Annotated in this window: 16 protein-coding genes and 1 pseudogene; 6 read left to right on the forward strand and 11 right to left on the reverse strand. The window is 74.6% G+C overall.

Translation table 11 applies throughout. From position 1 onward, the window contains the following. Positions 1–10: 10 nt before the first annotated feature. The 5 genes and pseudogenes from ACZ3YO_RS02150 to ureA all read right to left on the reverse strand — a co-directional run bounded on the left by ACZ3YO_RS02150 (position 11) and on the right by ureA (position 4969). Positions 11–616, reverse strand: a complete 606-nt coding sequence (locus ACZ3YO_RS02150) for a TetR family transcriptional regulator C-terminal domain-containing protein (RefSeq protein ID WP_465563622.1) — start codon at positions 614–616, stop codon at positions 11–13. Positions 617–926: 310 nt separating this feature from the next. Further along, a pseudogene (locus ACZ3YO_RS02155) lies at positions 927–1274 on the reverse strand (hypothetical protein); the annotation flags it as partial. 115 nt (positions 1275–1389) lie between these two features. Continuing rightward, positions 1390–2433: an agmatine deiminase family protein gene (locus tag ACZ3YO_RS02160; RefSeq protein ID WP_465563624.1), complete on the reverse strand. Its 1044-nt coding sequence runs from the start codon at positions 2431–2433 to the stop codon at positions 1390–1392. Between the two features lie 39 nt (positions 2434–2472). Then, positions 2473–4188, reverse strand: coding sequence for an urease subunit alpha (locus tag ACZ3YO_RS02165; RefSeq protein ID WP_465563627.1), 1716 nt, complete (start codon positions 4186–4188; stop codon positions 2473–2475). 70 nt (positions 4189–4258) lie between these two features. Then, complete coding sequence (gene ureA / locus ACZ3YO_RS02170) at positions 4259–4969, reverse strand: urease subunit gamma (protein WP_465548348.1); 711 nt, start codon at positions 4967–4969, stop codon at positions 4259–4261. Positions 4970–5592: 623 nt separating this feature from the next. Here ureA and ACZ3YO_RS02175 point away from each other — a divergent pair. Together ACZ3YO_RS02175 and ACZ3YO_RS02180 are read left to right on the forward strand one after the other, a co-directional pair. Then, entirely contained in the window at positions 5593–6021 is a 429-nt protein-coding gene (locus ACZ3YO_RS02175) for an ATP-binding protein (protein ID WP_465563631.1), read from the forward strand. Positions 6022–6346: 325 nt separating this feature from the next. Beyond that, positions 6347–8596: an ATP-binding SpoIIE family protein phosphatase gene (locus ACZ3YO_RS02180; RefSeq protein WP_465563634.1), complete on the forward strand. Its 2250-nt coding sequence runs from the start codon at positions 6347–6349 to the stop codon at positions 8594–8596. Between the two features lie 52 nt (positions 8597–8648). Here the strand turns inward: ACZ3YO_RS02180 and ACZ3YO_RS02185 are convergent, their stop codons facing one another. The 5 genes from ACZ3YO_RS02185 to ACZ3YO_RS02205 form a co-directional block, all read right to left on the reverse strand. Further along, positions 8649–9683, reverse strand: a complete 1035-nt coding sequence (locus ACZ3YO_RS02185) for a DUF2637 domain-containing protein (protein WP_465563637.1) — start codon at positions 9681–9683, stop codon at positions 8649–8651. 201 nt (positions 9684–9884) lie between these two features. Further along, positions 9885–10907 (reverse strand): (2Fe-2S)-binding protein, encoded by a 1023-nt coding sequence (locus ACZ3YO_RS02190; RefSeq protein WP_465563640.1) that lies wholly within the window; start codon positions 10905–10907, stop codon positions 9885–9887. A gap of 177 nt (positions 10908–11084) precedes the next feature. After that, positions 11085–11936, reverse strand: a complete 852-nt coding sequence (locus tag ACZ3YO_RS02195) for a hypothetical protein (protein ID WP_465563643.1) — start codon at positions 11934–11936, stop codon at positions 11085–11087. Between the two features lie 211 nt (positions 11937–12147). After that, entirely contained in the window at positions 12148–13017 is an 870-nt protein-coding gene (locus tag ACZ3YO_RS02200; protein WP_465563646.1) for a hypothetical protein, read from the reverse strand. A 188-nt stretch (positions 13018–13205) separates the two neighbouring features. Next, positions 13206–13787: a nucleotidyltransferase family protein gene (locus ACZ3YO_RS02205; protein WP_465564167.1), complete on the reverse strand. Its 582-nt coding sequence runs from the start codon at positions 13785–13787 to the stop codon at positions 13206–13208. A 232-nt stretch (positions 13788–14019) separates the two neighbouring features. Here ACZ3YO_RS02205 and moaA point away from each other — a divergent pair, with 232 nt between their 5' ends. The 4 genes from moaA to ACZ3YO_RS02225 all read left to right on the forward strand — a co-directional run bounded on the left by moaA (position 14020) and on the right by ACZ3YO_RS02225 (position 18178). Then, complete coding sequence (gene moaA / locus ACZ3YO_RS02210; RefSeq protein WP_465563649.1) at positions 14020–15048, forward strand: GTP 3',8-cyclase MoaA; 1029 nt, start codon at positions 14020–14022, stop codon at positions 15046–15048. 112 nt (positions 15049–15160) lie between these two features. Beyond that, a complete protein-coding gene (locus tag ACZ3YO_RS02215; protein WP_465563651.1) occupies positions 15161–15562 on the forward strand; it encodes a Rossmann-fold NAD(P)-binding domain-containing protein in 402 nt (133 codons plus the stop codon). Positions 15563–15703: 141 nt separating this feature from the next. Beyond that, positions 15704–16429: an HNH endonuclease family protein gene (locus ACZ3YO_RS02220; protein ID WP_465564170.1), complete on the forward strand. Its 726-nt coding sequence runs from the start codon at positions 15704–15706 to the stop codon at positions 16427–16429. A gap of 99 nt (positions 16430–16528) precedes the next feature. Next, a complete protein-coding gene (locus ACZ3YO_RS02225) occupies positions 16529–18178 on the forward strand; it encodes an alpha/beta hydrolase (protein ID WP_465563654.1) in 1650 nt (549 codons plus the stop codon). 79 nt (positions 18179–18257) lie between these two features. On the opposite strand, the gene ACZ3YO_RS02230 is transcribed toward ACZ3YO_RS02225, so the two are convergent. Then, on the reverse strand, positions 18258–20582 hold the full coding sequence (locus ACZ3YO_RS02230; RefSeq protein ID WP_465563657.1) for an ArnT family glycosyltransferase: 2325 nt from the start codon (positions 20580–20582) through the stop codon (positions 18258–18260). Between the last annotated feature and the right edge of the window lie 144 nt (positions 20583–20726).

Here is a 20726-nt window from a genome sequence, read left to right on the forward strand (position 1 = left end):
GCCGGCCGGGTCAGCTCCCGGCGCCCAGCAGGGTGGCGCAGGCCGACTCGGCGAGCTGCAGCGCGCGGGGGCGCAGCGCACCGGGGAGTCCGAGGGCGAGCGGGACGGCGAGGCCGTCGAGGAGGGCGCGGATCTGGGCGGCGCGGTCGGGGGCGGCGCCGGGCGTGAAGTGGCCGGTGGCGGTGCCCTCTTCGAGGAGGGCGACGAGGTCCGCGTCCCACGGTGCCTCGATCTCCAGCTGTCCCTGCCGGAGCTCCTCGCTGGCGGGGGAGCGGCCCCACACCTCGACCCAGAGGATCCAGCGCGGGTCGCCGGGGCCTTCGGGGAGGTAGAGGCGGGTGTAGGCGGAGAGCCGGTCCCAGACGTCCCGGGTGCCGTCGGTCAGGGCGTCGTGGCGGCGGGCGCCGAGCTGCTCCTCGCTCCAGCGCAGCGTCTCCAGCAGCAGCTGGTCCTTGCTGCCGAAGTAGTAGAGCAGGTGCCCGGCGCTCATCTGGAGCTGCTTGCCGAGGCCGGCCATGGTGAGCTTGGCGAGCCCGTGTTCGGCGATCGAGGCCCGTGCGGTGGCGAAGACCTCCTCGCGGGCGCGCGCCGGGCGGCGCGGGCGGGCGTCCGCCATCTGCTGCTCTCCTCTGTGTCCGGGGGCCTCACGATACTGACCAGGCCGGGAACGGCGCGGCGTGGGAAGCCGGCCGGTCCGGCTTCCCGCTCCGATCAGCCCGGGTGCGGCTCCGGCCTCCGCAGCCGCCACGCCCCGGGTGCTGGAGATCACGACCCCGGTCCGATGATCGGCAGGCAGCATACCCACGGCCTGCGTCCGACCTGGGCCGCCGAGGCGATCTCACCCACCCGCATCAGCCCGACCGCCCGGTCGAGGGCGATGAGGGCACGGTCAGGGTGCGGCTGCGCCGGGGGGAACCCCACCGACCAATCCCGAGCAGGTCGGCCTGTCCGGGCGGGCGCAGCAGCGGTACGTCGCGCGCGTACAGCTGCGCCACGGGCACCATGGGGTTCGGACCGTCGTGCCACTCGTCGACCGAATCGGCGTACACCTCGTACGCCTCGTACAGCTGGGCCGCCTGGTCGTGCAGCTCGTCGCAGTACGGCCACGGCTCGTCGGCGGGCCACAGCAGTGGCCCGCCGACCGAACTGTCGTGCGGCGACGGAGATCCAGGGCGGGGATGCAACCGGATCGCCGGGCGTGCCAGCCGAGCCAGTCGGGGGACGACCGCGGTGACGTCGACCGGCCGAGGTGGGGTGGTGCGGATGCCGTCCATCGCAGCGATGCTGCCAGCAGTCTCTGACACCGGGCACGCCGATCCGCGCAGGCACCTGGGCCTGCCGCCGGGCCTTTTGTCTCTCTACAGGCCAGGGCCCTGACCTGCGGGAACATCAGGCCTTCGGCTGCTGCTGGGTAATACAGTGGATGCCGCCGCCGTTGGCGAAGATCTCCGTGGCGTCGACCAGTTCGACCGTGCGGCCGGGGTAGGCCCGCTCCAGGACGGCCTTGGCCTCCTCGTCGCGCGGGTCGTTGAAGGCGCAGAGGATCACGGCGCCGTTGGCCACGTAGTGGTTGATGTAGGAGTAGTCGACCGGCTCGCCCTCCTCGTCCAGCAGGACGGTGGGGGCGGACAGCTCGATGACCTCGAGCGCCCGGCCCTGGGCGTCGGTGGACGCGCGCAGGATGGCGACCAGTTCCTTGCACACCTCGTGGTCGGGGTGGGCCGGGTCCGGCTGGACATGGGCGACCACGACACCGGGGCGGACGAAGGAGGCGACGATGTCGATGTGGCCGCGGGTGCCGAACTCGTCGTAGTCGCGGGTGAGTCCGCGGGGCAGCCAGATCGCCTTGGTGGTGCCGAGGAAGGCGTGCAGCTCGGCCTCGACCTCCTCCTTGGTCCAGTCGGAGTTGCGGCCCTCGCCGAGCTGGACGGTCTCGGTGACCAGGACCGTGCCCTCACCGTCGACGTGGATGCCGCCGCCCTCGTTGATCAGCCGCGAGGCGAACCGCTGGACGCCCGTCAGTTCGCCGATGTGCTCGGCGATGTGCTGGTCGTTGTCCCAGCGGGCCCAGGACTGCGCGCCCCAGCCGTTGAAGATCCAGTCGGCGGCGGCGAGCGAGCCGTTGCCGTCGATCAGGAAGGACGGGCCGATGTCGCGCATCCAGGCGTCGTCCAGCGGGCGCTCGACGATCTCCACCTGCTCGGAGACGTACTTGCGCGCCTCCTCGGTCTCACCGGTGTTGACCACCAGGGTCACCGGCTCGTACCGGACGATCGTGTTGGCCACCGCGGCCCAGGCCTCGCGGCCGGCGTGCAGGTGCTCCGGGCTGTCGAAGGTCGGGTTGGTGGTGGGGAAGGCCATCCAGGTGCGGTCGTGCGGGTGCCATTCGGCGGGCATCCGGTAGCCGAGCGAGGCGGGCGTGGGGGTGGTCATCTTCGCGTCCTAGGAAGGGAGGTGAGGGTGGGGGAGGTCTCAGAGGAAGTACAGGCGGCTGAGCGAGACGCTGTCGGCGGGCTCGGAGCGCAGCGGGTCGCCGTCGAGCGAGACGAGGCCGGTCTCGGTGACCTGGACGTTGCCGATCCGGGCGTTGCGCACCATGTCGCGCGGGCCGATGCCGCGGGTGCCGCGGACGCCGACACGCCGGCGGCGGGTGGGCATGCCGTCGGCGGCCCGGTCGAGGTAGGCGCCGTCGGCGGCGGCCTGGGCGACGAAGGCGACGGAGATGTCGGCGGCGGTGGCGCCGTGGGCGCCGAACTGGGGGCCGAGGACGAGGGGTTCGCAGCGGTCGGTGGAGGCGTTGGGGTCGCCGACGACGCCGTAGGCGGGGAAGCCGGACTTGAGGACGAGCTGGGGTTTGGCGCCGAAGTGGTCGGGGCGCCAGAGCACGATGTCGGCGAGTTTGCCGATCTCGATGGAGCCGACCTCGTGGGCCAGGCCGTGGGCGATGGCGGGGTTGATGGTGAGTTTGGCGATGTAGCGCAGGACGCGCTCGTTGTCGTCGCCGCTCTCGGTCGTCCCGTAGCCGCCGTCGAGGGGGCCGAGTTCGGCCTTCATCTTGCCGGCCATGGCGAAGGTGCGGCGCACGGTCTCGCCGGCGCGGCCCATGCCCTGGGCGTCGGAGGAGGTGATGCCGATGACGCCGAGGTCGTGCAGGACGTCCTCGGCGCCCATGGTGCCGGCGCGGATGCGGTCGCGGGCCATGGCGGCGTCGCCGGGCAGGTCGACCTTGAGGTCGTGGGCGGAGACGATCATGCCGAAGTGCTCGCCCAGCGCGTCCCGGCCGAAGGGCAGGGTGGGGTTGGTGGAGGAGCCGATGACGTTGGGGACGCCGGCCATCTTCAGCACGTTGGGGACGTGCCCGCCGCCGCAGCCCTCGATGTGGAAGGCGTGGATGGTGCGGCCTTCCAGGACCTTGAGGGTGTCCTCGACGGAGAGGCACTCGTTCAGCCCGTCGGTGTGCAGGGCGACCTGGACGTCGTACTCCTCGGCGACGCGCAGGGCGGTGTCCAGGGCGCGGGTGTGGGCGCCCATGTCCTCGTGGACCTTGAAGCCGGAGGCGCCGCCCTCGGCGAGGGCCTCGATCAGCGGGGCCTCGTCGGAGGACGAACCCCGGCCGAGGAAGCCGATGTTGACGGGCCAGGCGTCGAAGGCGTTGAAGGCGTGCCGCAGCGCCCACGGGGAGTTGACGCCCACCCCCCAGACCGGGCCGAACTCCTGGCCGATGATCGTGGTGACGCCGGAGGCGAGGGAGGCCTCCATGATCCGCGGGGAGAGCAGGTGGACGTGGGTGTCGATGGCGCCGGCGGTGGCGATCATGCCCTCGCCGGAGACGATCGTCGTGCCCGTCCCGACCACCACGTCCACGCCGTCCAGGGTGTCCGGGTTGCCGGCCCGCCCGATCGAGGCGATCCGGCCGTCGATCAGGCCGATCGAGGTCTTCCGGATCCCCTGGATCGCGTCGATCACCAGCACGTTGCTGATCACCACGTCGCAGGTGTCGCGGACGGCGGCGGGCTTGAGGTGCAGGCCGTCGCGGGCGGTCTTGCCGAAGCCGGCCAGGAACTCGTCCCCGGGCGCCTGCGAGTCGGACTCCACCCGGACGATCAGGCCGGAGTCGCCCAGCCGGATCCGGTCCCCGGCCCGGGGGCCGTGCACGGCGATGTAGTCGTGGGGAGTGATCGCGGTCATGCTCGGGCCTCGCTTCGGTCGCCGGACCACGCCCGCGTGGCGGCACTGTTCGATTGCTTCCTCTGCTCGCTCACGACTCGACCTCCGCGTCGTCGAAGCTGGTCAGGTAGCCGGTCGCGCGGGCCTTGGCCAGCGCGGCCTCCTTGGCGCCGGGCGCGTCCAGCGGGCCGTCCACCAGGCCGGCGAAGCCGATGGCGACCCGTTCGCCGCCGATCGGCACCAGGCCGACCTCGACGGTGGCGCCCGGGTCGAAGCGCACCGAGGAGCCGGCCGGCACCGCGAGGTGGGTGCCGTAGGCGGCGGCGCGGTCGAAGGCGAGACGCGGGTTGGCCTCGAAGAAGTGGAAGTGCGAGGTGACCGAGATCGGCACCGCGGAGGTGTTGTGGACGAGCACCACGACCGTCTCCTCGACCGGGTCGTAGCCGGCGCCGTCACCGATCAGGGCGCCGCCGGGGGCCTCGTCGCCGAGCGAGCCGGCGCCCTTGAAGGGGTCGTTGACGACGGCGAGGCGGGTGCCGTCGTCGAAGACCGCCTCGACCTGGACCACGGTGACCACGTCGGGGACCCCGGGCAGCACGTCGGCGGCGGTGAGGACGGAGCGGCCGGCCTCGATGGCCTCGGCGAGACGCTTGCCGTCGCGGGCGGCCTCGCAGACGGTGTCCGCGATCAGGGCGTGCGCCTCGGGAATGTTGAGGCGTACGCCTCGGGCGCGGCGGGCACGGGCCAGCTCGGCTGCTGTGAAGATCAGCAGCCGGTCCCGCTCGGTGGGGGTCAGTCGCACGGTTCCTCGCTCGCGGTCGCCGGGGAGGGTGGGAGGGGAATGAAGTTAGAACGGCGTTCAAACATCTCGGGCCATTGAACCCGGACCCGGCCGCCCTGTCCAGCGTTGCCGCTTCCCGGATGTTCGGCTCGCCGGGCGCCGCCATCGGGTCCGCGGGGGTGTCGCGGGCCGGGCGGGTGCCGCTGCGGGGCCGGTGCCCGGCCGGTGCAAGGGCCGGAGTGCGGGCCGGGGCGCGCCGGGCGCGCAGGTGCCGGACGATGACCGGAAGTCGTCGAAAACCGCCCGTACGCTTCGCAAACCTGTCCGGCGCCGGCAGTTGGATCACGCGGACCGCCCCGTGCCCCTTTCACCACGGGTGATCGGACGCACACTGTTGCAAAGGCCGAAAGCTGGGCATGAGGATGGTGGTCAGAACGAGGGGCCGCCCGGCCGGCGGGGGATCCGGCACCGGGTGGCCGGATTGAGGGCGGGGGCATGTGTTGATGGACGGTCAGTCGCGATTCCCGCGGCAGCGGACGAGTTCGGGGGACGCATTCCGGCCCAGGCCCCAGGGCGGCAAGCCGGGCGGGCCGGGAGTCAACGGGGGGCCGGGGATCACCGGCGGACCGGGGGTCACCGGCGCGGTGGAGCAGGCGCCGCCCGGCGCCCCGGCACCCGACTGCGCGCTGCACCCGCGGCTCCACCTGGCGGTCGACGCGGCCGACCTGGTCGCGGTCGGCGCCGTCCGGCACCGGCTGCGCTCCGCGCTCCGCCACTGGGGGGTGCCCGAGCTGGCCGACACGGCCGAGCTGCTCTCGTCCGAGCTGGTCACCAACGCGCTGCTGCATACCGGCCAGGGCGCGGTCTTCGACGCGGTGCTCACCGCCGACCTGCGGTTGCGGATCGAGGTCCAGGACGGCGCCGGCCGGCTGCCCGGCCGCCGCCGCGACCCGGAGGCCGAGTACGCCACCTCGGGGCGCGGACTGGTGCTGGTCGAGGCCCTGGCCGATGCCTGGGGGGTGCAGCTGCGCGGGGACGGCAAGGTGACCTGGTTCGAGCTGGCCTCGCCCTGATCCGGCCCGCCCGGTCCGCTTCCCCGGCCCGCCCGTCCCCTTCGGTGGGGCGTGCCACGGAGGCCGGGGGAAATGCGTCGTTCGCCATCGAACGGAACCGTGGACCGAAGGCCTGGAGGAAGATTTCCGGCCCGTTGCCATTGCCGCTCGGCCGAACATTGGCCAGGATGGTGGGAATGTGTGTCCACGTGCGGGAAGCAGCGGGGAGACCTCACCTCGACTGACCACCGCCCGTCGCACGGCCTTATCCAGCACCACCCATCACACCGCCACGCGGCCCGCCCGAACGGTCGGCGCGGTCCGTCACGGCAGCGGCAGGAGCAGCATGCCCACTGAGCCCGAGTCCCAGGGGCCGGCGCTTCCTCCCGGCCAGTCCACGGCCGGGTCGGGGCGGGCGAGACCACCAGCCCAGGCAGTGCGCCGGCATGCGCTGCGGACCGCACCGGGGCTGGCGGCCGGGCGGCTGGCGCCGATGCTCTCCGGCGGCCTGCCGGTCGCCTCGGGAGACTCCACGCCGGACTGGCTGGAGCCCGCGATGGCCGCCAACGGCATCGGCTCCTTCGACTGGGACATCCGCCGCGACGTCCTGGAGGGCGACCAGCGGGCCTGCACGATCGTCGGCCTGGACGCGGGGGACAAGACCCGCTTCGACCGCACCTCCGCGTCCTTCCTGGCCCTGCTGCACCCCGAGGACGCCCCCGTGGTGCGCCGCCGGGTCGAGCGCGCGGTGGCCGAGCTGGGCCAGTGCGGCGCCTACTACCGCACGGTCGGGCCGAACGGGGCGATGCGGGCGGTCCGGTTCCGCGGCCGCGTCCTCGCGGACGCCTTCGGCCGTGCCTCCCGGATGGTCGGCTTCGTCTGGGACGCCACCGTCGAGCTGCACAAGCGCGACCGCGCCGACCGGATGGCACTGCTCCGCGAGGAGCGCTCGCGGTTCATCAAGGAGGCCGCCCGCGCGCTCTCCGAGGCCGTCACCGTCCGCGACGTCGCCCGGGTCTTCACGGAGCTGCCGCTGCCCGGCCTGCCGCCGGACGGCCTCGTGCTGGCCTCCTTCGAGGCAGGCCGGGTGCAGATCCTCGGTGCCTCCGGCTACCGGCCGGACGAGCTCGCCGTCTGGGACCGCTCGGTGCTGCCCGCCGCCCACCCGGCGGCCGAGGCGCTGCGCAACCGCGCCCCCGTGATCATCGCCAGCCGCGACGAGTACCGCGAGCGCTACGCCGAGGTCTGGGAGCCGACCAGCCGGACCGGCCGCAGCTCCTGGGCCTTCCTGCCGCTGGTGGCCAGCGGCCGGGCGATCGGCGTCTGCGTCGTCAGCTTCGACGACGACCGCGAGCTCGACGCCGACGAGCGCACCCTGCTCTCCACCCTCGGCGGCCTGGTCGCCCAGTCACTGGCCCGGGCCCGGCTGCACGACGCCGAGCACGAGCTGGCGGCCGGCCTCCAGCGGGTGATGCTGCCGCGCACCGTGCCGTCCGTGCCCGGCGTCACCACCGCCGTCCGCTACCTGGCGGCCGGGTCCGGCCTGCAGATCGGCGGGGACTGGTACGACGTCGTCCCTCTGCCCGGCGGGCACGTCGGGCTGGTGATCGGCGACGTCCAGGGGCACGACGTGCACGCCGCCGGGATCATGGGCCAGCTGCGGATCGCGCTGCGCGCGTACGCCGCCGAGGGGCACCCGCCGGCCGCGGTGATGGCCCGCGCCTCCCGCTTCCTGGCCGACCTGGACACCGACCACTTCGCCACCTGCACCTACGCCGAGGTGAACGTCGACTACGGCGTGGTGTACGCGGTCCGGGCCGGCCACCTCGACCCGATGGTCCGCCGGGCCGACGGCACCGCCTCCGTCGTCCCGGTCGCCGGCGGTTTGCCGCTGGGCATCGCCCCCGACGAGGAGTACCGCGTCACCCGCTTCAGCCTGGACCCGGGCGAGACGGTGCTGCTCTGCACCGACGGTCTGGTCGAGGCGCGCGGCATGGACCTCGACGACGGCATCGCCCGGCTCAACGCGGTGCTCGCCGGCCCGCTGGCCGACCGGGCCGCCGAGGCACGCGACCCGCTGGAGAGCCTGGCCGACCGGATCGCCTCCCAGGCCGCCGACGACAGCGAGCGCGAGGACGACATAGCGCTGCTGCTCCTGCGCTGGGACGGTCCGGAGGGCGGCCTGGCCGCCCAGCAGCTGCGCCGCCGGATCGGCCAGGCCGACCTCGCCCGGATCTCCGAGGTGCGGGCCGAGCTGCGCGACGCGCTGCGCCGCTGGGGCGTGGCGGAGCTGGTGGACACCGCCGAGCTGCTCGCCTCCGAGCTGGTCACCAACGCGATCCGGCACACCGACCGGGACGCCATGTTCACCGCCCGGCTCTACCGGGAGCCGGTGGGCGACGGCGGCCGGGCCCGGCTGCGGGTCGAGGTGGAGGATGAGTCCGACCTCTGGCCCACCCGCCGGACACCGGGGGAGCAGGCCTCCTCCGGGCGCGGGCTGATGCTGGTCGAGGCGCTTGCGGACGGCTGGGGCGTGGAGCCGCGCGGCTCGGGCAAGCGCATGTGGTTCGAGCTCACCGCCACGCCCGCGGCCTAGCAGACGAGGTCCGAGCTCACGGCCACGGCTGCGGCCTGGCAGACGACCCGCCTCAGCCGAACTGCTGCTCCAGGTCCTTCAGCTTGCGCTCCAGCGAGTCCAGCCGGGGCAGCGCGACGGTGTCCTCCTCCATCGTGAGGTCGATCGTGCGCCGCTCCGGACGGGCCGGCAGGCCCGCCTGGACGACCGCACCCTCGCCGGGCGCCGCCGCTTCGACGGCGGGCCGCTCCAGCGAGGGCGCGCCGGCTATGGCGGACTCCTGGCCGGACTCCAGCTGCCGGGCCGCACCGCGCGGGCGCCAGACGCTGTTGGTGCGGTTGATGGCCCGGATCTCGGCCCGTTCGCGGCGGCCGGCCAGCTTGCGGCGCTCCCTCTCCGCGAGCTTCTCCCGCTTGTCCTCGCGGACCTCGTCGACCGCCTCGTCCAGGCTGCGCACGCCCTCCAGCAGCATCAGCGACCAGGCCGCGTAGGTCTCGCGCGGGGCGCGCAGCCAGCGGACGATCCTGATCTGCGGCAGCGGGCGGGGGACGAGCCCCTGCTCGCGCAGGGCGGCCCGGCGGGTCTGCTTGAGCGCCCGGTCGAACAGCACGGCGGCCGAGAGCGACATCCCCGCGAAGAACTGGGGTGCGCCGGCGTGGCCGAAGCCGCGCGGGGCGTGCACCCAGTTGAACCAGGCCGAGGCGCCGGCGAAGAGCCAGACCAGCAGCCGCGAGCCGAGCGCGGCATCGCCGTGGCTGGCCTCGCGGACGGCGAGGACGGAGCAGAACATCGCCGCGCCGTCCAGGCCGAACGGGACGAGGTACTCCCAGCCTCCGGAGAGGTTGAGGTTCTGCACCCCGAATCCGACCAGGCCGTGGAAGGAGAGCGCGGCCGCGACGGCGGCACAGCAGAACAGCAGCGTGTACGAGGCCCCGCCGTACAGGGATTCCTTGCGGCGGCGGCGCTCCTCGGAGCGCTCCCAGGAATCCGCGCCGCCCGGTCCGACGGCGGATCCCCGGTTCCGGGCCAGGGCCACCAGCAGGGCGGTGACCAGCAGGACCGCCACGCCGGTGACGGCCCAACCGAGCGGTATATCGGACAATTTCATCGCCTGGACCAGCCTCGCTTTCCTGCGTCGTGATGGCGGGGACCATCATGGCGGATGTGCGGCCGGTGAATGACTGATTTGGCGTCAATGCGCTGAGGAGAGGGATTTCTGACGTGGGAGAAGTCGCATTGTCGTACTAGTGTGGGGTGGTTCTTTCCCGGAATTCCGGGCTCGACGGGGGGTGTCCCGAGAGGAATTCGGTCAACTTCGCGTGACGCGGGGACAGCCGCCGCACATCTCCTCGGGCTGGACGGTGTAAACGAGGCAGCAGCTGGCCCGGGCGCGCTCGGCGGCGGCCCGGGCGGCAGGGCCGGGGCCGGCGGCGGGCGTGCAGGGGGCCGCCGGGGTGAAGCCCGCGCCCGGCGTGAACGGCGAGACGGATGCGCCCGGCGTGCACGCCGGCGGCGCCGGCAGCGCGGCCGCCCCGGAGGTCCCGAGGCCCCCGAGGCTCCCCGGCGTCCCAGGCGTCGTCGCCGCGGCCGCCGTCGTCGCCGCGGTCTCCGCCACGGCCGCCGTCTCCGCCGTGCCGGGCGTGAGCAGCCCGGTCAGTTCGGCGCGGGCGCGCTCCTCCTCGCCGAGCAGCCCGCCGACATACCAGAGGCCCTCCACCACCGCGTCCGTCGCCATCGCCCAGAGCGTGCGCGGCCCGCGCCGCACCTCCGGGCGGAACGCCGCCAGGACCGGCGTCAGGAACCCGGCCAGCGCCACCCGCAGTTCGGCGGCCAGTGCCGGTTCGTCCGCCACCGTACGGGCGCCGGGCAGGCCTGCCGCCGGGTCGTCGGGCAGGCAGGCGAAGGCGCCGGGGCGGGCCGTCAGCTCGCCGGTGGAGCGGCGGACCGAGACGTCCCCGGGGGTGAGCAGCGGCACCCGGCGCTCCAGGAACCAGGGCAGGGTGAACAGCAGCGCGGCCGGCCAGGTGAAGCGGTGCAGCGCGAAACCGGCCGCGACGTCGGGGCGCAGCGGCCGCCCGTACTGGGCCAGGCCCTGCCGGGCGTCGTGGGCGATCAGTTCGCGCAACGCCTCCGGGCCCGCGAGCAACTCGGCGCCGGCGAGCCAGCCGTCGCCGGTGCGCGGCGGTGCGCAGTGCACCCGCAGGGCGGGGAACAGCTCGCCGAGCCGTCGGTAGCTCGCGGCACAGGGCTGTGGCGGCAGCGCGGCGGCGGGGACGGCCCGGGCACCGGGGGCGGCGGGCGTGGTGCAGGGGGCGGTGCTGTTCGCGGTCATGGTGCGGCCCCATCGGGTCGACCGGAGCCCGTGCGGGACCGTCCGGACCGTCCCGGCCGGTGCGACGCCGGCGGGCGCGTCCATGGCCGGGCCCGGCCGGCCGGGGCCTGGCGGGCCCGGGAACGGCAAGGCGAACCCGGCCGGGGCACTGCTCGCCCCGGCCAGGTTAGGCTCACCTTAGCTGATAGTTCCCTGCGGTTCCCGCCCGATGCCTCCGTCCGGGGGAGCGCCCGGCGTGCGCGCCGCGCTCAGCTGGCGCGCGAGCCACACCGGTACACCACCGAGCGCCTGCACCAGCCTGGTCGCCTCGGCCCGCATCCGGGCCGCCTCGCCCGGCTCGGAGACCTCGGCCAGCGCCGCCAGCGCCGGCGCCACCCCCACCGTGAAACCGAGCTGCTCGCGCAGCCGCAGCGAGGCGTCGAAACCCTCCCGGGCCCGGTCGTGGTCCCCGGCGGCCTGGGCCAGCGCCGCCAGGTGACGCCAGGTGTAGGAGCGCAGGAGCTCGTCCCCGCGCTCGCCCGCGCCCTCGTGTGCCCGGCGGTAGGCGATCCAGGCCGCCGTCCGGTCACGCAGCAGGTTCTCCGCGACCAGGCCGCGGCGGAAGTCCAGCAGCGGGCGCCCGGGCGCGTCCGGCGGGAGCAGTGCCGAGGTGCGGCCGAGCGCCGCCTGGGCCTCGTCGAGCCGGTCGCGCGCGCCGAGCACGCTGGCGACGTACGCCAGGAACCCGCGGGCGCAGGCGGCGGCCGCGCGCTGCTCGGTCGTGGTGACCACGGCCTCGGCCAGGCGCAGCGCCTGCTCCGCCTGGGTCCAGTGGGCGGCGGTGAACAGACATTGTTCGATGAGGAGTTCGGCCCGGCCGAGTGCGGCCGTCGGGTCGCGTTCGGCGGCCGGGCGTAACAGCTCCGCGGCCTCCTGCCAGCACGCCCGGGACCGCAGCCGCCACACGGTGTCCCCCGGCTCCTGGGGCGCCGCCCGCCCGCGCCCGTCCCGCCCGTCCCGGCCGCTCGGGCCCCATCCGTGCTCCGACAACGCCACCTCCTTGTGTGCGCCATCCAGCAGGGCACGGGCCTCTACCCCCCAAGGCCCGCGCTGTGGCGGCAATTCAACACGGGGGTGAGCTTGTGCACCAGATCACGAGCGTAGGTTGTTGCGTTCGAAGACGGAATGATCTACGGCGTGTCCGACAATGTCCGGCCCGGCGCCGGGAACGGTCGGACACGCCCTGGCCCGCCGGGTGGGCTCAGGACGTCCAGCCGGTCTCCATCAGCGCCTCGGCGGCGCCGTTGGCGGGCTGCGGGACCCCGGCGAGGTCCAGGCTGAACAGGGCGACCAGCAGCTGCTCGCCGCGGACGGTGGCCTGGTGGGAGTAGCCGGCCAGAGTGAACATCGCGGCGGCCATCTCCTCGGCGTGCAGGGTCTGCAGCCAGAGGCACTCCACCGACTTCACGTCGGCCGGCTCGGTCCAGGTGTCCACCTGGGCGACCATCCGGCTGCCCAGCAGGGTGACGCCGTCCCGTTCCTGGGCCTCCGTCAGCTCCAGGTCCTCGAAGCCCAGCCACTCCAGGTAGCGGGCGGCCGTGAACACCGCGTCCTGCGAGGTGCGGACGGGGTGCGGGCGGAACGGCGCCCGCCGACGCCAGGGCGTGGCCGAGGCACCGGCCCCGCCGGGCGGGGCGGGCACGGGCGCGCCCTGCGGGTGGGCCGGGGACGGGTGGGCGGCCTGCGGCCCGGCGGGACCGAGCTGCCCGCTGGAGGCCCGTCCGGTGGTGGCGCTGCCGCCGAGGCGGGTGGTGCGGTCCACCGGCAGGCGGACGGTGGCGCCGCAGTTGCAGGTGAACTCGGGCTGCGGCCACTGGTCGGAGCGGCCGCAGTGCGGGCAGCGCATGTTCAGCCAGGAGTCCTCCCAGGACCGGAACCGCACCTGCACCGGCACGCCGCCGCGCAGCAGCGGGACCTTGAGCGAGGCGCCGCAGGGGCAGGGCAGCGACGGCGGCTCGTACAGGTGCTCCCGCCGGCAGGCGGGACAGCGGATCGCCCGGGCACCACCACCCGCCCCCGGCCCGTGCTGCGCGGGGTCGCGTCCGGTGAAGTCGTCGGGCAGTCCGGACATCACGGGCACCGTCCGTTCGAATCGGGGTGGAAGGACGTGTCCCATGCTCCCCGAAACGCGGTGGCCGTGGCGCGGAATGCGGCAATCCTCAGGGACAGATCAGGGGTGTGCGGCCGATCCCTCGCCGGAGAGGAGGAGGGCGGCCCACCCCGGAGGGCGGGAGCGGTGCCGGGGCGGGCCGCGGACGGTCAGCCAGCGGACCAGCGGGCCAGGTCGGCGGGGGTGTCCAGGTCGTCCGGGACGGCGACATCGGCGCACTCGACCAGCGCGATCTCGGCGGCGTGCGCCGCCAGCAGCGCCCGCGCGCCCGCATCACCGGTCGCGCCCGCCGCCGCCTCGGCGAAGTGCCGGGCCCCGATCAGCACCGGGTGCCCTCGCCGCCCGTCGTACGCCGCCGCGGCCAGGTCCGCGCCCGCCCGGTGGGCGGCCACCAGCCGGGCCACCGCCGCAGGGGAGACCCCGGGCGTGTCCACCAGCATCACCAGCACCGCCGAGGCCTCCGGCGGCACCGCGGCCAGCCCCACCCGCAGCGAGGAGCCCATGCCGCCCGCCCAGTCAGGGTTCGCCACCAGCAGGCAGCCCGGCAGGTGCGCGGTGGCCCGGACCTGCTCGCGCGCTGCGCCCAGCACCACCGTCACGTCCGGGCAGCCGCCCGCCCTGACCGTGGCCACCGCGTGCTCGACCAGCGGCCGCCCCCGGTACGGGATCAGGGCCTTGGGCCGCCCGCCCAGCCGCCGCCCGCCCCCGGCGGCCAGGACGAGGGCGGCCACCGGCGCGCGGCCGGCGGCGGGCACGGGCCCGCCGGCCGGGGTGGGTCCGGCGGCGGGCGCGGCCGGCGGGCGATCACTGCGCTGCATGCGCCCAGCCTGCCCGCCGGGGCCGCAGCGCGCAGCCGTAGGAAGCCACAGTTGGACGATTGCACAAGGCGAACCCGCAGGTCGCGGCCGCTCCCCGGCGGTTCGGCCGCTGGATCTGCCGCCCGGCTGCCCCTGTACTTGGCTGATGAACACCGCACCGCGCCCGCTGCTGGACCGCTTCGGCAGGGTCCACACCGACCTGCGGGTCTCGCTCACCGACCGCTGCAACCTGCGCTGCACCTACTGCATGCCGGCCGAGGGCCTCAACTGGCTCCCCAAGGCCGAGGTGCTGAGCGACGACGAGGTGGTCCGGCTGGTGCGGATCGCCGTCGAGCGGCTGGGCATCGCCTCGGTGCGGCTCACCGGCGGCGAACCGCTGCTGCGGCGCGGACTGCCGGAGCTGGTCGGGCGGATCACCGCCCTCGGTCCCGAGGTCTCGCTCACCACCAACGGCATCGGACTGGCCCGGACGGCCGGCGTGCTGAAGGAGGCCGGGCTGCACCGCGTCAACGTCAGCCTCGACACCCTGCGCCCCGAGCGGTACGCCGAGATCACCCGCCGCGACCGGATCGCCGACGTCTTCGCCGGCCTGGCCGCCGCGCAGGCCGCCGGTCTCGCCCCGGTCAAGGTCAACGCGGTGCCGGTGCGCGGCGTCAACGACGACGAGATCCTCGACCTGGCCGAGTTCGCCGCCGGGCACGGCTACCGGATGCGGTTCATCGAGTCCATGCCGCTCGACGCCCAGGGCGCCTGGGACCGGGCCACGATGATCACCGCCGACGAGATCCTGGCCGTGCTCTCCGCCCGCTGGGAGCTCGTCCCGGTCGGCCGGCACGATGCGGCAAGAGGTGACGGGTCTGCGAGACGTGGCACCCCGCCCGCCGAGGAGTGGCGGATCGCCGGCACCGACACCGTGATCGGCGTGATCGCCTCCGTCACCCGCCCCTTCTGCGGCGGCTGCGACCGCGTCCGCCTCACCGCCGACGGCCAGCTGCGCAACTGCCTCTTCGCCACCGAGGAGTCCGACCTGCGCGTCCTGCTGCGCGGCGGGGCAGACGACGACCGGATCGAGCGGGCCTGGCGCAACACCATCGCCCGCAAGGGCCCCGGACACGCCATCGACTCGGCCGACTTCGTCCGGCCCGACCGGCCGATGTCGGCCATCGGAGGCTAGCTAGGAGGTGCCCGGCCACTCGCTTCGCGTCAGTGCGCGGCGGGAACGGTCGGACGACCCTGGTCCGCCGGCCCGGCGGGCCCTCTTCCGGTTCGCGGCCGCACCCGCCGTCGTGGCCGCCGAACCGGCCTCCTACCCGGCCGACCTGGACGCGCCGCACAGCTGGAGCTACCTCGGCGACGTGGCCGCCACCCTGGTCGCCGCCGGCCGCAACGAGGCCGCCTGGGGCCGGGCCTGGCACGTGCCCAGTACCAGCGAGGCGTCCGCCCGCACGCTCGCCGGCCAGTTGGCGAAGGCGGCGAGCGCGCCCGAGCCACGGCTGACCGCGATGCCGGAGGCGGAACTGGCACGGCTGGCCGAGAACGACGAGATCCTGGCCGCGGTGATCGAGACGAACTACCTGCGCTACCGCCCACTGCTGCTCGACTCGGCCCGGACGGAGCAGGTGCTGGGCGTGTCGGCGACGCCCCCGGACACCGTTCTAGCCGAGACGGCGCGCTCGCTGCGGCGGTGACCCGCGCCGGGTGTGAGCTTCGACATGCCCGAACGCTCCGCGCTGCGCCGCCTTGACGGGCTGTGGGGTGGCTGGTCTGCTGGTTCGCCGTCACCCACCCCCCCATCCCGGGAGCCCTCCGTGCCCGCCCGTCGCTCCGCCGTGTCGGCCGCCGCCGTCTTCCTGATACCCGTCCTGGCGCTGGCCGGCTGCTCCGGCACCGAGAAGCCCGACGCCGCCGCGCCGGCCGGTGGTGCGGGCACCAGCCCGCTGCGCAACCCCGACGGCACCAAGCCCGGCCTGGCGCCGCTCACCTCGCCGGAGGACCGGAAGGCCGGCCGGGACATCATCGCCGGGGTCGCCACCGCCGCCGCCGGCCCCAAGGACGGCTACGACCGCAACGAGTTCGGCCCGGCCTGGACCGACAACGTGGACGGCGTCCCCGGCGGCCACAACAACTGCGACACCCGCAACGACCTGCTGGCCCGCGACGGTCGGGCGGTGGAGCGCAAGGACGGCTCGAACTGCGTCGTCACCGCGATGACCATCGACGACCCGTACACCGGAAAGACGGTCCGGTGGACCAAGCAGCAGGCCACGAAGATCCAGATCGACCACGTGATGCCGCTCTCCTACGACTGGCAGATGGGCGCGGCCACGTGGGACAAGGCCAAGCGGGTCCAGATCGCCAACGACCCGCTCAACCTCATCCCGGCCGACGGCTCGCAGAACGCCTCCAAGGGGGACTCCGGCCCGGCCACCTGGCTGCCCGCCGACACGACGATCCGCTGCGCGTACGCGGTCCGCTTCGCCCAGGTGTCGCGGAAGTACCAACTGCCGGTCACCGTGGCGGACAAGAAGACGATGCTCCAGCAGTGCGGCGGTTGAGGAAACGTTTCGCTACCCTTTGTCCGCTTTGGGCTTCCGGGCCGCGGCGAGAAGGTGACTGGTGTGATGAGAGGCTGATATTCGTGTGCGGTGTACTCGATGATCATCCGGTTCTCACGGCGCACGCTTCCCGCCGCCGTCGCCGCCGCCCTCCTGGCCGGCTGCACCAGTTCGGCCGGCTCCACCGACGCCGCCTCCGGCACGCCGTCCCCGGCAGCCACCACGGGCACGCCCACCGCGCCGCCGACCACGTCGCCGGCCACGTCGCCGGCCCCGACCGCCACGCCCACCCCGACGACCAGGCCCACCGGCGCCGCGGACCCGGCGCTCAAGCCGTTCTACGGCCAGCAGATCGCCTGGGCGCCGTGCGCCGACGACCCGACGACCGACAAGGCCGGCGAGTCGGCCGTGCAGTGCGGCACGCTCAAGGTGCCGCTGGACTACACGAGCCCGGCCGGTGAGACGATCGACGTCGCCGTCGTCCGCGTCCCCGCCACCAAGCAGGACCAGCGGGTCGGCTCGCTGCTGGTCAACCCCGGTGGCCCCGGCGGCTCCGGCGTCGGCATGGTCAAGCGCAACCCGTCGCAGTTCGACGGTCCGCTCCACGACCGGTTCGACACGATCGGCTTCGACCCGCGCGGCGTCGGCCTCACCACTCCGTTGAACTGCCTGGACGACGGCACCCGGGACGACTGGGTCGTCACCGACACCCCCGGCCCCGACCACGGCCAGGTCCTCGCCGACGCCTGCCAGGCCAAGTTCGGCAAGCTGCTGCCCTTCGTCGGCACCCGCAACACCGCCCGCGACATGGACGTGCTGCGTGCGGCCCTCGGTGACCAGAAGCTCAACTACCTCGGCATGTCGTACGGCACCTACCTCGGCAGCCTCTACGCCGAGGAGTTCCCGGACCGCGTCGGCCGGCTGGTCCTCGACGGCGCGGTCGACCCGTCCGTCCCGCTGGTCCAGAACAACATCGCGCAGTACGCGGCGTTCGAGCGCTCGCTGGAGGCCTTCGCCGCCAACTGCACGACCAAGAGCGGCTGTCCGCTCGGCAAGGACCGGGACAAGGCCGCCGGGAACCTCGCCGACTTCCTCGACGGGCTCAAGGAGAAGCCGCTGACCACCGCGAGCGGGCGCAAGCTCACCGCCAACGCGGCCTGGACCGCCATGGTCGACGCCCTCTACGGCGACGAGCAGGGCTGGGAGTCCCTGCGCAACGACATCGGCTGGGCCATGGTCCAGGGCAAGGGCGACTACCTGCTCGCGCGTGCGGACAGCTCGAACCGCCGCGACAAGGACGGCCACTACAGCGTCTCCGCCGACGCCTACACCGCCATCCACTGCGCCGACGGCGCCACCGGGGTGCCGGTCGGCGACGACCTGCAGGCCGCGTACGCGGAGATCGCGGCGAAGGCCCCGCTGTTCACCCGGCACGAGCCGAGCTTCGAGCTGTTCGACCCCGACTGCCGTTCCTGGCCGTTCCGTTCCGCCGAGAAGCCCCACCCGATCACGTCCAAGAGCGACGCCACGATCGTCGTGGTCGGCTCGACCGGCGACACGGCGACGCCCTACGCCTGGGCCGAGAAGCTCACCGCCCAGCTCGGCAACGCGGTCCTGCTCACCCGCGAGGGCGAGGGTCACACCGGCTACGGCTGGAGCACGTGCATCCGCACCTCGGTGGACGCCTTCCTGGTCGGCGGGAGCCTCCCCGCCGCCGGAACGCGCTGTGCGAGCGACGCGGCCGAGTGACCGGCTGACAACACGAAGGGGGCGCACCGCCCGGAAGCGGCGCGCCCCCTTCGGCGTCTTCAGGAACCGGGGGGCCGCGTCAGGAACCGGGGGCCTTCGTCAGGTCGTAGAACGTCGAGCCGCCCACCGTCTCGGCGGTGTAGTGGCTCTCCACCCAACTCTCGATCAGGGCGGTCTGCGACTCCTGGGCCTCGCCGGTGGCGCCGCCGCCGACCGCCCGGCGGGAGCCGCTGCCGATGAACCAGTGGATCCTGCCCTCCTGCACGTACTGCCGGAAGGCGCTCAGGCTGAGCGAGGGGTCGCTGCCGTTGAAGCCGCCGAGGGCCATCACCGGGACCCCGGAGGCGAGTTGGTAGCTTGCGGCGTTCTGCGAGCCGCTGGTCGCGGCGGCCCAGGTGTAGTGGTCGGCGTCCCGGGCGAGCGCCGCGGCGGCCTCGTCGCTCACCTTGGCGCCGTTCAGCAGCCCGCCCATGCCGCCCGTGCCGCCGGGTGCGCCGCCCGTCGTGCCGCCGAACGCGCCGCGCTCGCCGCGGCCGTCCGTGCCGGGCCGGCCGCCCTGGCCGCCGCCTTGGCCGCCCGGCATCATGCCGGGTGCTCCGCCGGGCACGCCGCCCTGGCCGGGCGTGAACGGCCGGCCGTTGATGGCCGGTTGGCCACCGGGCGGCAGGCCGCGCATCCCGCCCGGGCCCATGCCCCTGCCGCCCGTGACCGCCGGCCCGGCCGTCACGATCGACCCGGTGTGCGGCGTGTTCACGGTGTCGACCGCGTATGCGGCCGGGCCGCCGAGCGCCGCCGCCAGGCCCACCGCTCCCGCCACCGTGGCGAGCCGGCCGGGAACGCGGCCGGGGAGGCGGCGCGCCAGCGGCCCGGTCAGCAGCAGCGCCGCCGCGGCCAGGAGCCCGCCGGCCGGCACCGCCCAGCGCAGCCACGGCAGGAAGTGTGCGCTGCGCCCGAGCAGCACGTGCGCCCAGACCGCCGTCACCGCCAGGGTGACCGCCAGCACCGCCGCGTACGGCAGCCGGTGCCGGGCCCGCCAGAGACCGTCCGCACCCATGCCGACCAGTGCCGCGACCGCCGGGGCCAGCGCCACGGTGTAGTACTGGTGGAAGATGCCGGACATGAAGCTGAAGGTCAGCGCGGTGCAGAGCAGCCAGCCGCCCCAGACCAGGAACGCCGCGCGGGCGGTGTCCGTCCGGGCGTGACGGCGGGTCGCCCAGAGGCCGGCCAGCAGCAGGATCAGCGCGGCCGGGATCAGCCAGGCGATCTGGCCGCCGATGTCCCCGTCGAACATCCGGGTGATGCCGGTCTCGCCCCAGCCGCGCATGGCCCTTCCGCCGCCGGGCGGGGCGTCCGTTCCGGCGGGGAGCCTGCCGCCGCCGCCCACGCTGCCGGTCTCGTTGCCGTTGAGGCGGCCGAGCCCGTTGTAGCCGAAGGTCAGCGAGAGGAAGCTGTTGTCCTGCGAGCCGCCGACGTAGGGCCGGGCCGAGGCCGGCACCAGCTCGACGACGGCGACCCACCAGCCGCCCGCGACCACCATGGCCAGCCCGGCGGCCAGCAGCTGGCGCACCCGGCGCCAGAGGCCGGCGGGCGCGACCACCAGGTAGACCAGCGCGAAGGCGGGCAGGACGAGGAAGGCCTGGAGCGTCTTGGTGAGGAAGGCCAGCCCGAACATCACCCCGGTGAACACCAGCCACCGGGTGCCGGCCGCCTCGACCGCCCGCACCAGCCCGTACGCGGCGAGCGTCAGCAGCAGCACCAGCAGCGCGTCCGGGTTGTTGAAGCGGAACATCAGCGCCGCCACCGGGGTCAGCGCCAGGACGGCGCCCGCCAGCAGGCCGCCGAGCGGGGAGAAGCGGCGGCGCACCGTCGCGTACAGGGTGCCCACGGTGGCGACCGCCATCAGCGCCTGCGGGGCCAGCACCGACCAGGAGGAGAGGCCGAAGACCCGGGCGGCCAGTGCCATCGGCCAGAGCGAGAGCGGCGGCTTGTCGACGGTGATGAAGTTCCCGGCGTCGGAGGAGCCGTAGAAGAACGCCTTCCAGCTCTGGCTGCCGGCCTGGACGGCCGCCGAGTAGAAGGAGTTGGCCCAGCCGGAGGCGCTCAGGCCCCACAGGTAGAGGACGGCGGTCGCGGCCAGCAGCGCCAGCAGCGCGGGCCGCGCCCAGCGCGGGTCGTCCGCGCGGCCGCGCCAGGCGCGGGCCGGCAGCGTGCGCAGCCGCCCGGCCCAGGAGACAGGGCCCTTGGGGCCGGCGGGCGGCAGCGGGAACTCCGGGAAGAGCGGTCCGGCCGGCGGGTCTGCGTCCGCGGGGGCGTCAGTGGCCGGCTGCGGCACCTCCGGCGGCGGGTGGTTCGCGGCCTCGGGCCACGGTTCGCCGGCCGGAGGGGAGAAGCTGGTCGTGGTCATGGGCGCTACGCTCGGCCGCGCGACTGAGAGGACCGTGAGACCCGGCTATGAGGGGTCTGTGATCCCTGCGGAACCACTGGAGGGACTACCGGAGGGGCCGCTGGGGAGGGCACTCGGGGGCGCTCGCGGCCTCGGAGGGGCTGT

The sequence above is a fragment of the Kitasatospora sp. NPDC022785 genome (genome assembly GCF_055561295.1).

Coding starts and splice junctions, on each gene's coding strand:
- ACZ3YO_RS02150 (WP_465563622.1), bottom strand. CDS start 616: ATGGCGGACGCCCGCCCGCGCCGCCCGGCGCGCGCCCGCGAGGAGGTC.
- ACZ3YO_RS02160 (WP_465563624.1), bottom strand. CDS start 2,433: ATGACCACCCCCACGCCCGCCTCGCTCGGCTACCGGATGCCCGCCGAA.
- ACZ3YO_RS02165 (WP_465563627.1), bottom strand. CDS start 4,188: ATGACCGCGATCACTCCCCACGACTACATCGCCGTGCACGGCCCCCGG.
- ACZ3YO_RS02180 (WP_465563634.1), top strand. CDS start 6,347: ATGCCCACTGAGCCCGAGTCCCAGGGGCCGGCGCTTCCTCCCGGCCAG.
- ACZ3YO_RS02185 (WP_465563637.1), bottom strand. CDS start 9,683: ATGAAATTGTCCGATATACCGCTCGGTTGGGCCGTCACCGGCGTGGCG.
- ACZ3YO_RS02190 (WP_465563640.1), bottom strand. CDS start 10,907: ATGACCGCGAACAGCACCGCCCCCTGCACCACGCCCGCCGCCCCCGGT.
- ACZ3YO_RS02200 (WP_465563646.1), bottom strand. CDS start 13,017: ATGTCCGGACTGCCCGACGACTTCACCGGACGCGACCCCGCGCAGCAC.
- moaA (WP_465563649.1), top strand. CDS start 14,020: ATGAACACCGCACCGCGCCCGCTGCTGGACCGCTTCGGCAGGGTCCAC.
- ACZ3YO_RS02225 (WP_465563654.1), top strand. CDS start 16,529: ATGATCATCCGGTTCTCACGGCGCACGCTTCCCGCCGCCGTCGCCGCC.
- ACZ3YO_RS02230 (WP_465563657.1), bottom strand. CDS start 20,582: ATGACCACGACCAGCTTCTCCCCTCCGGCCGGCGAACCGTGGCCCGAG.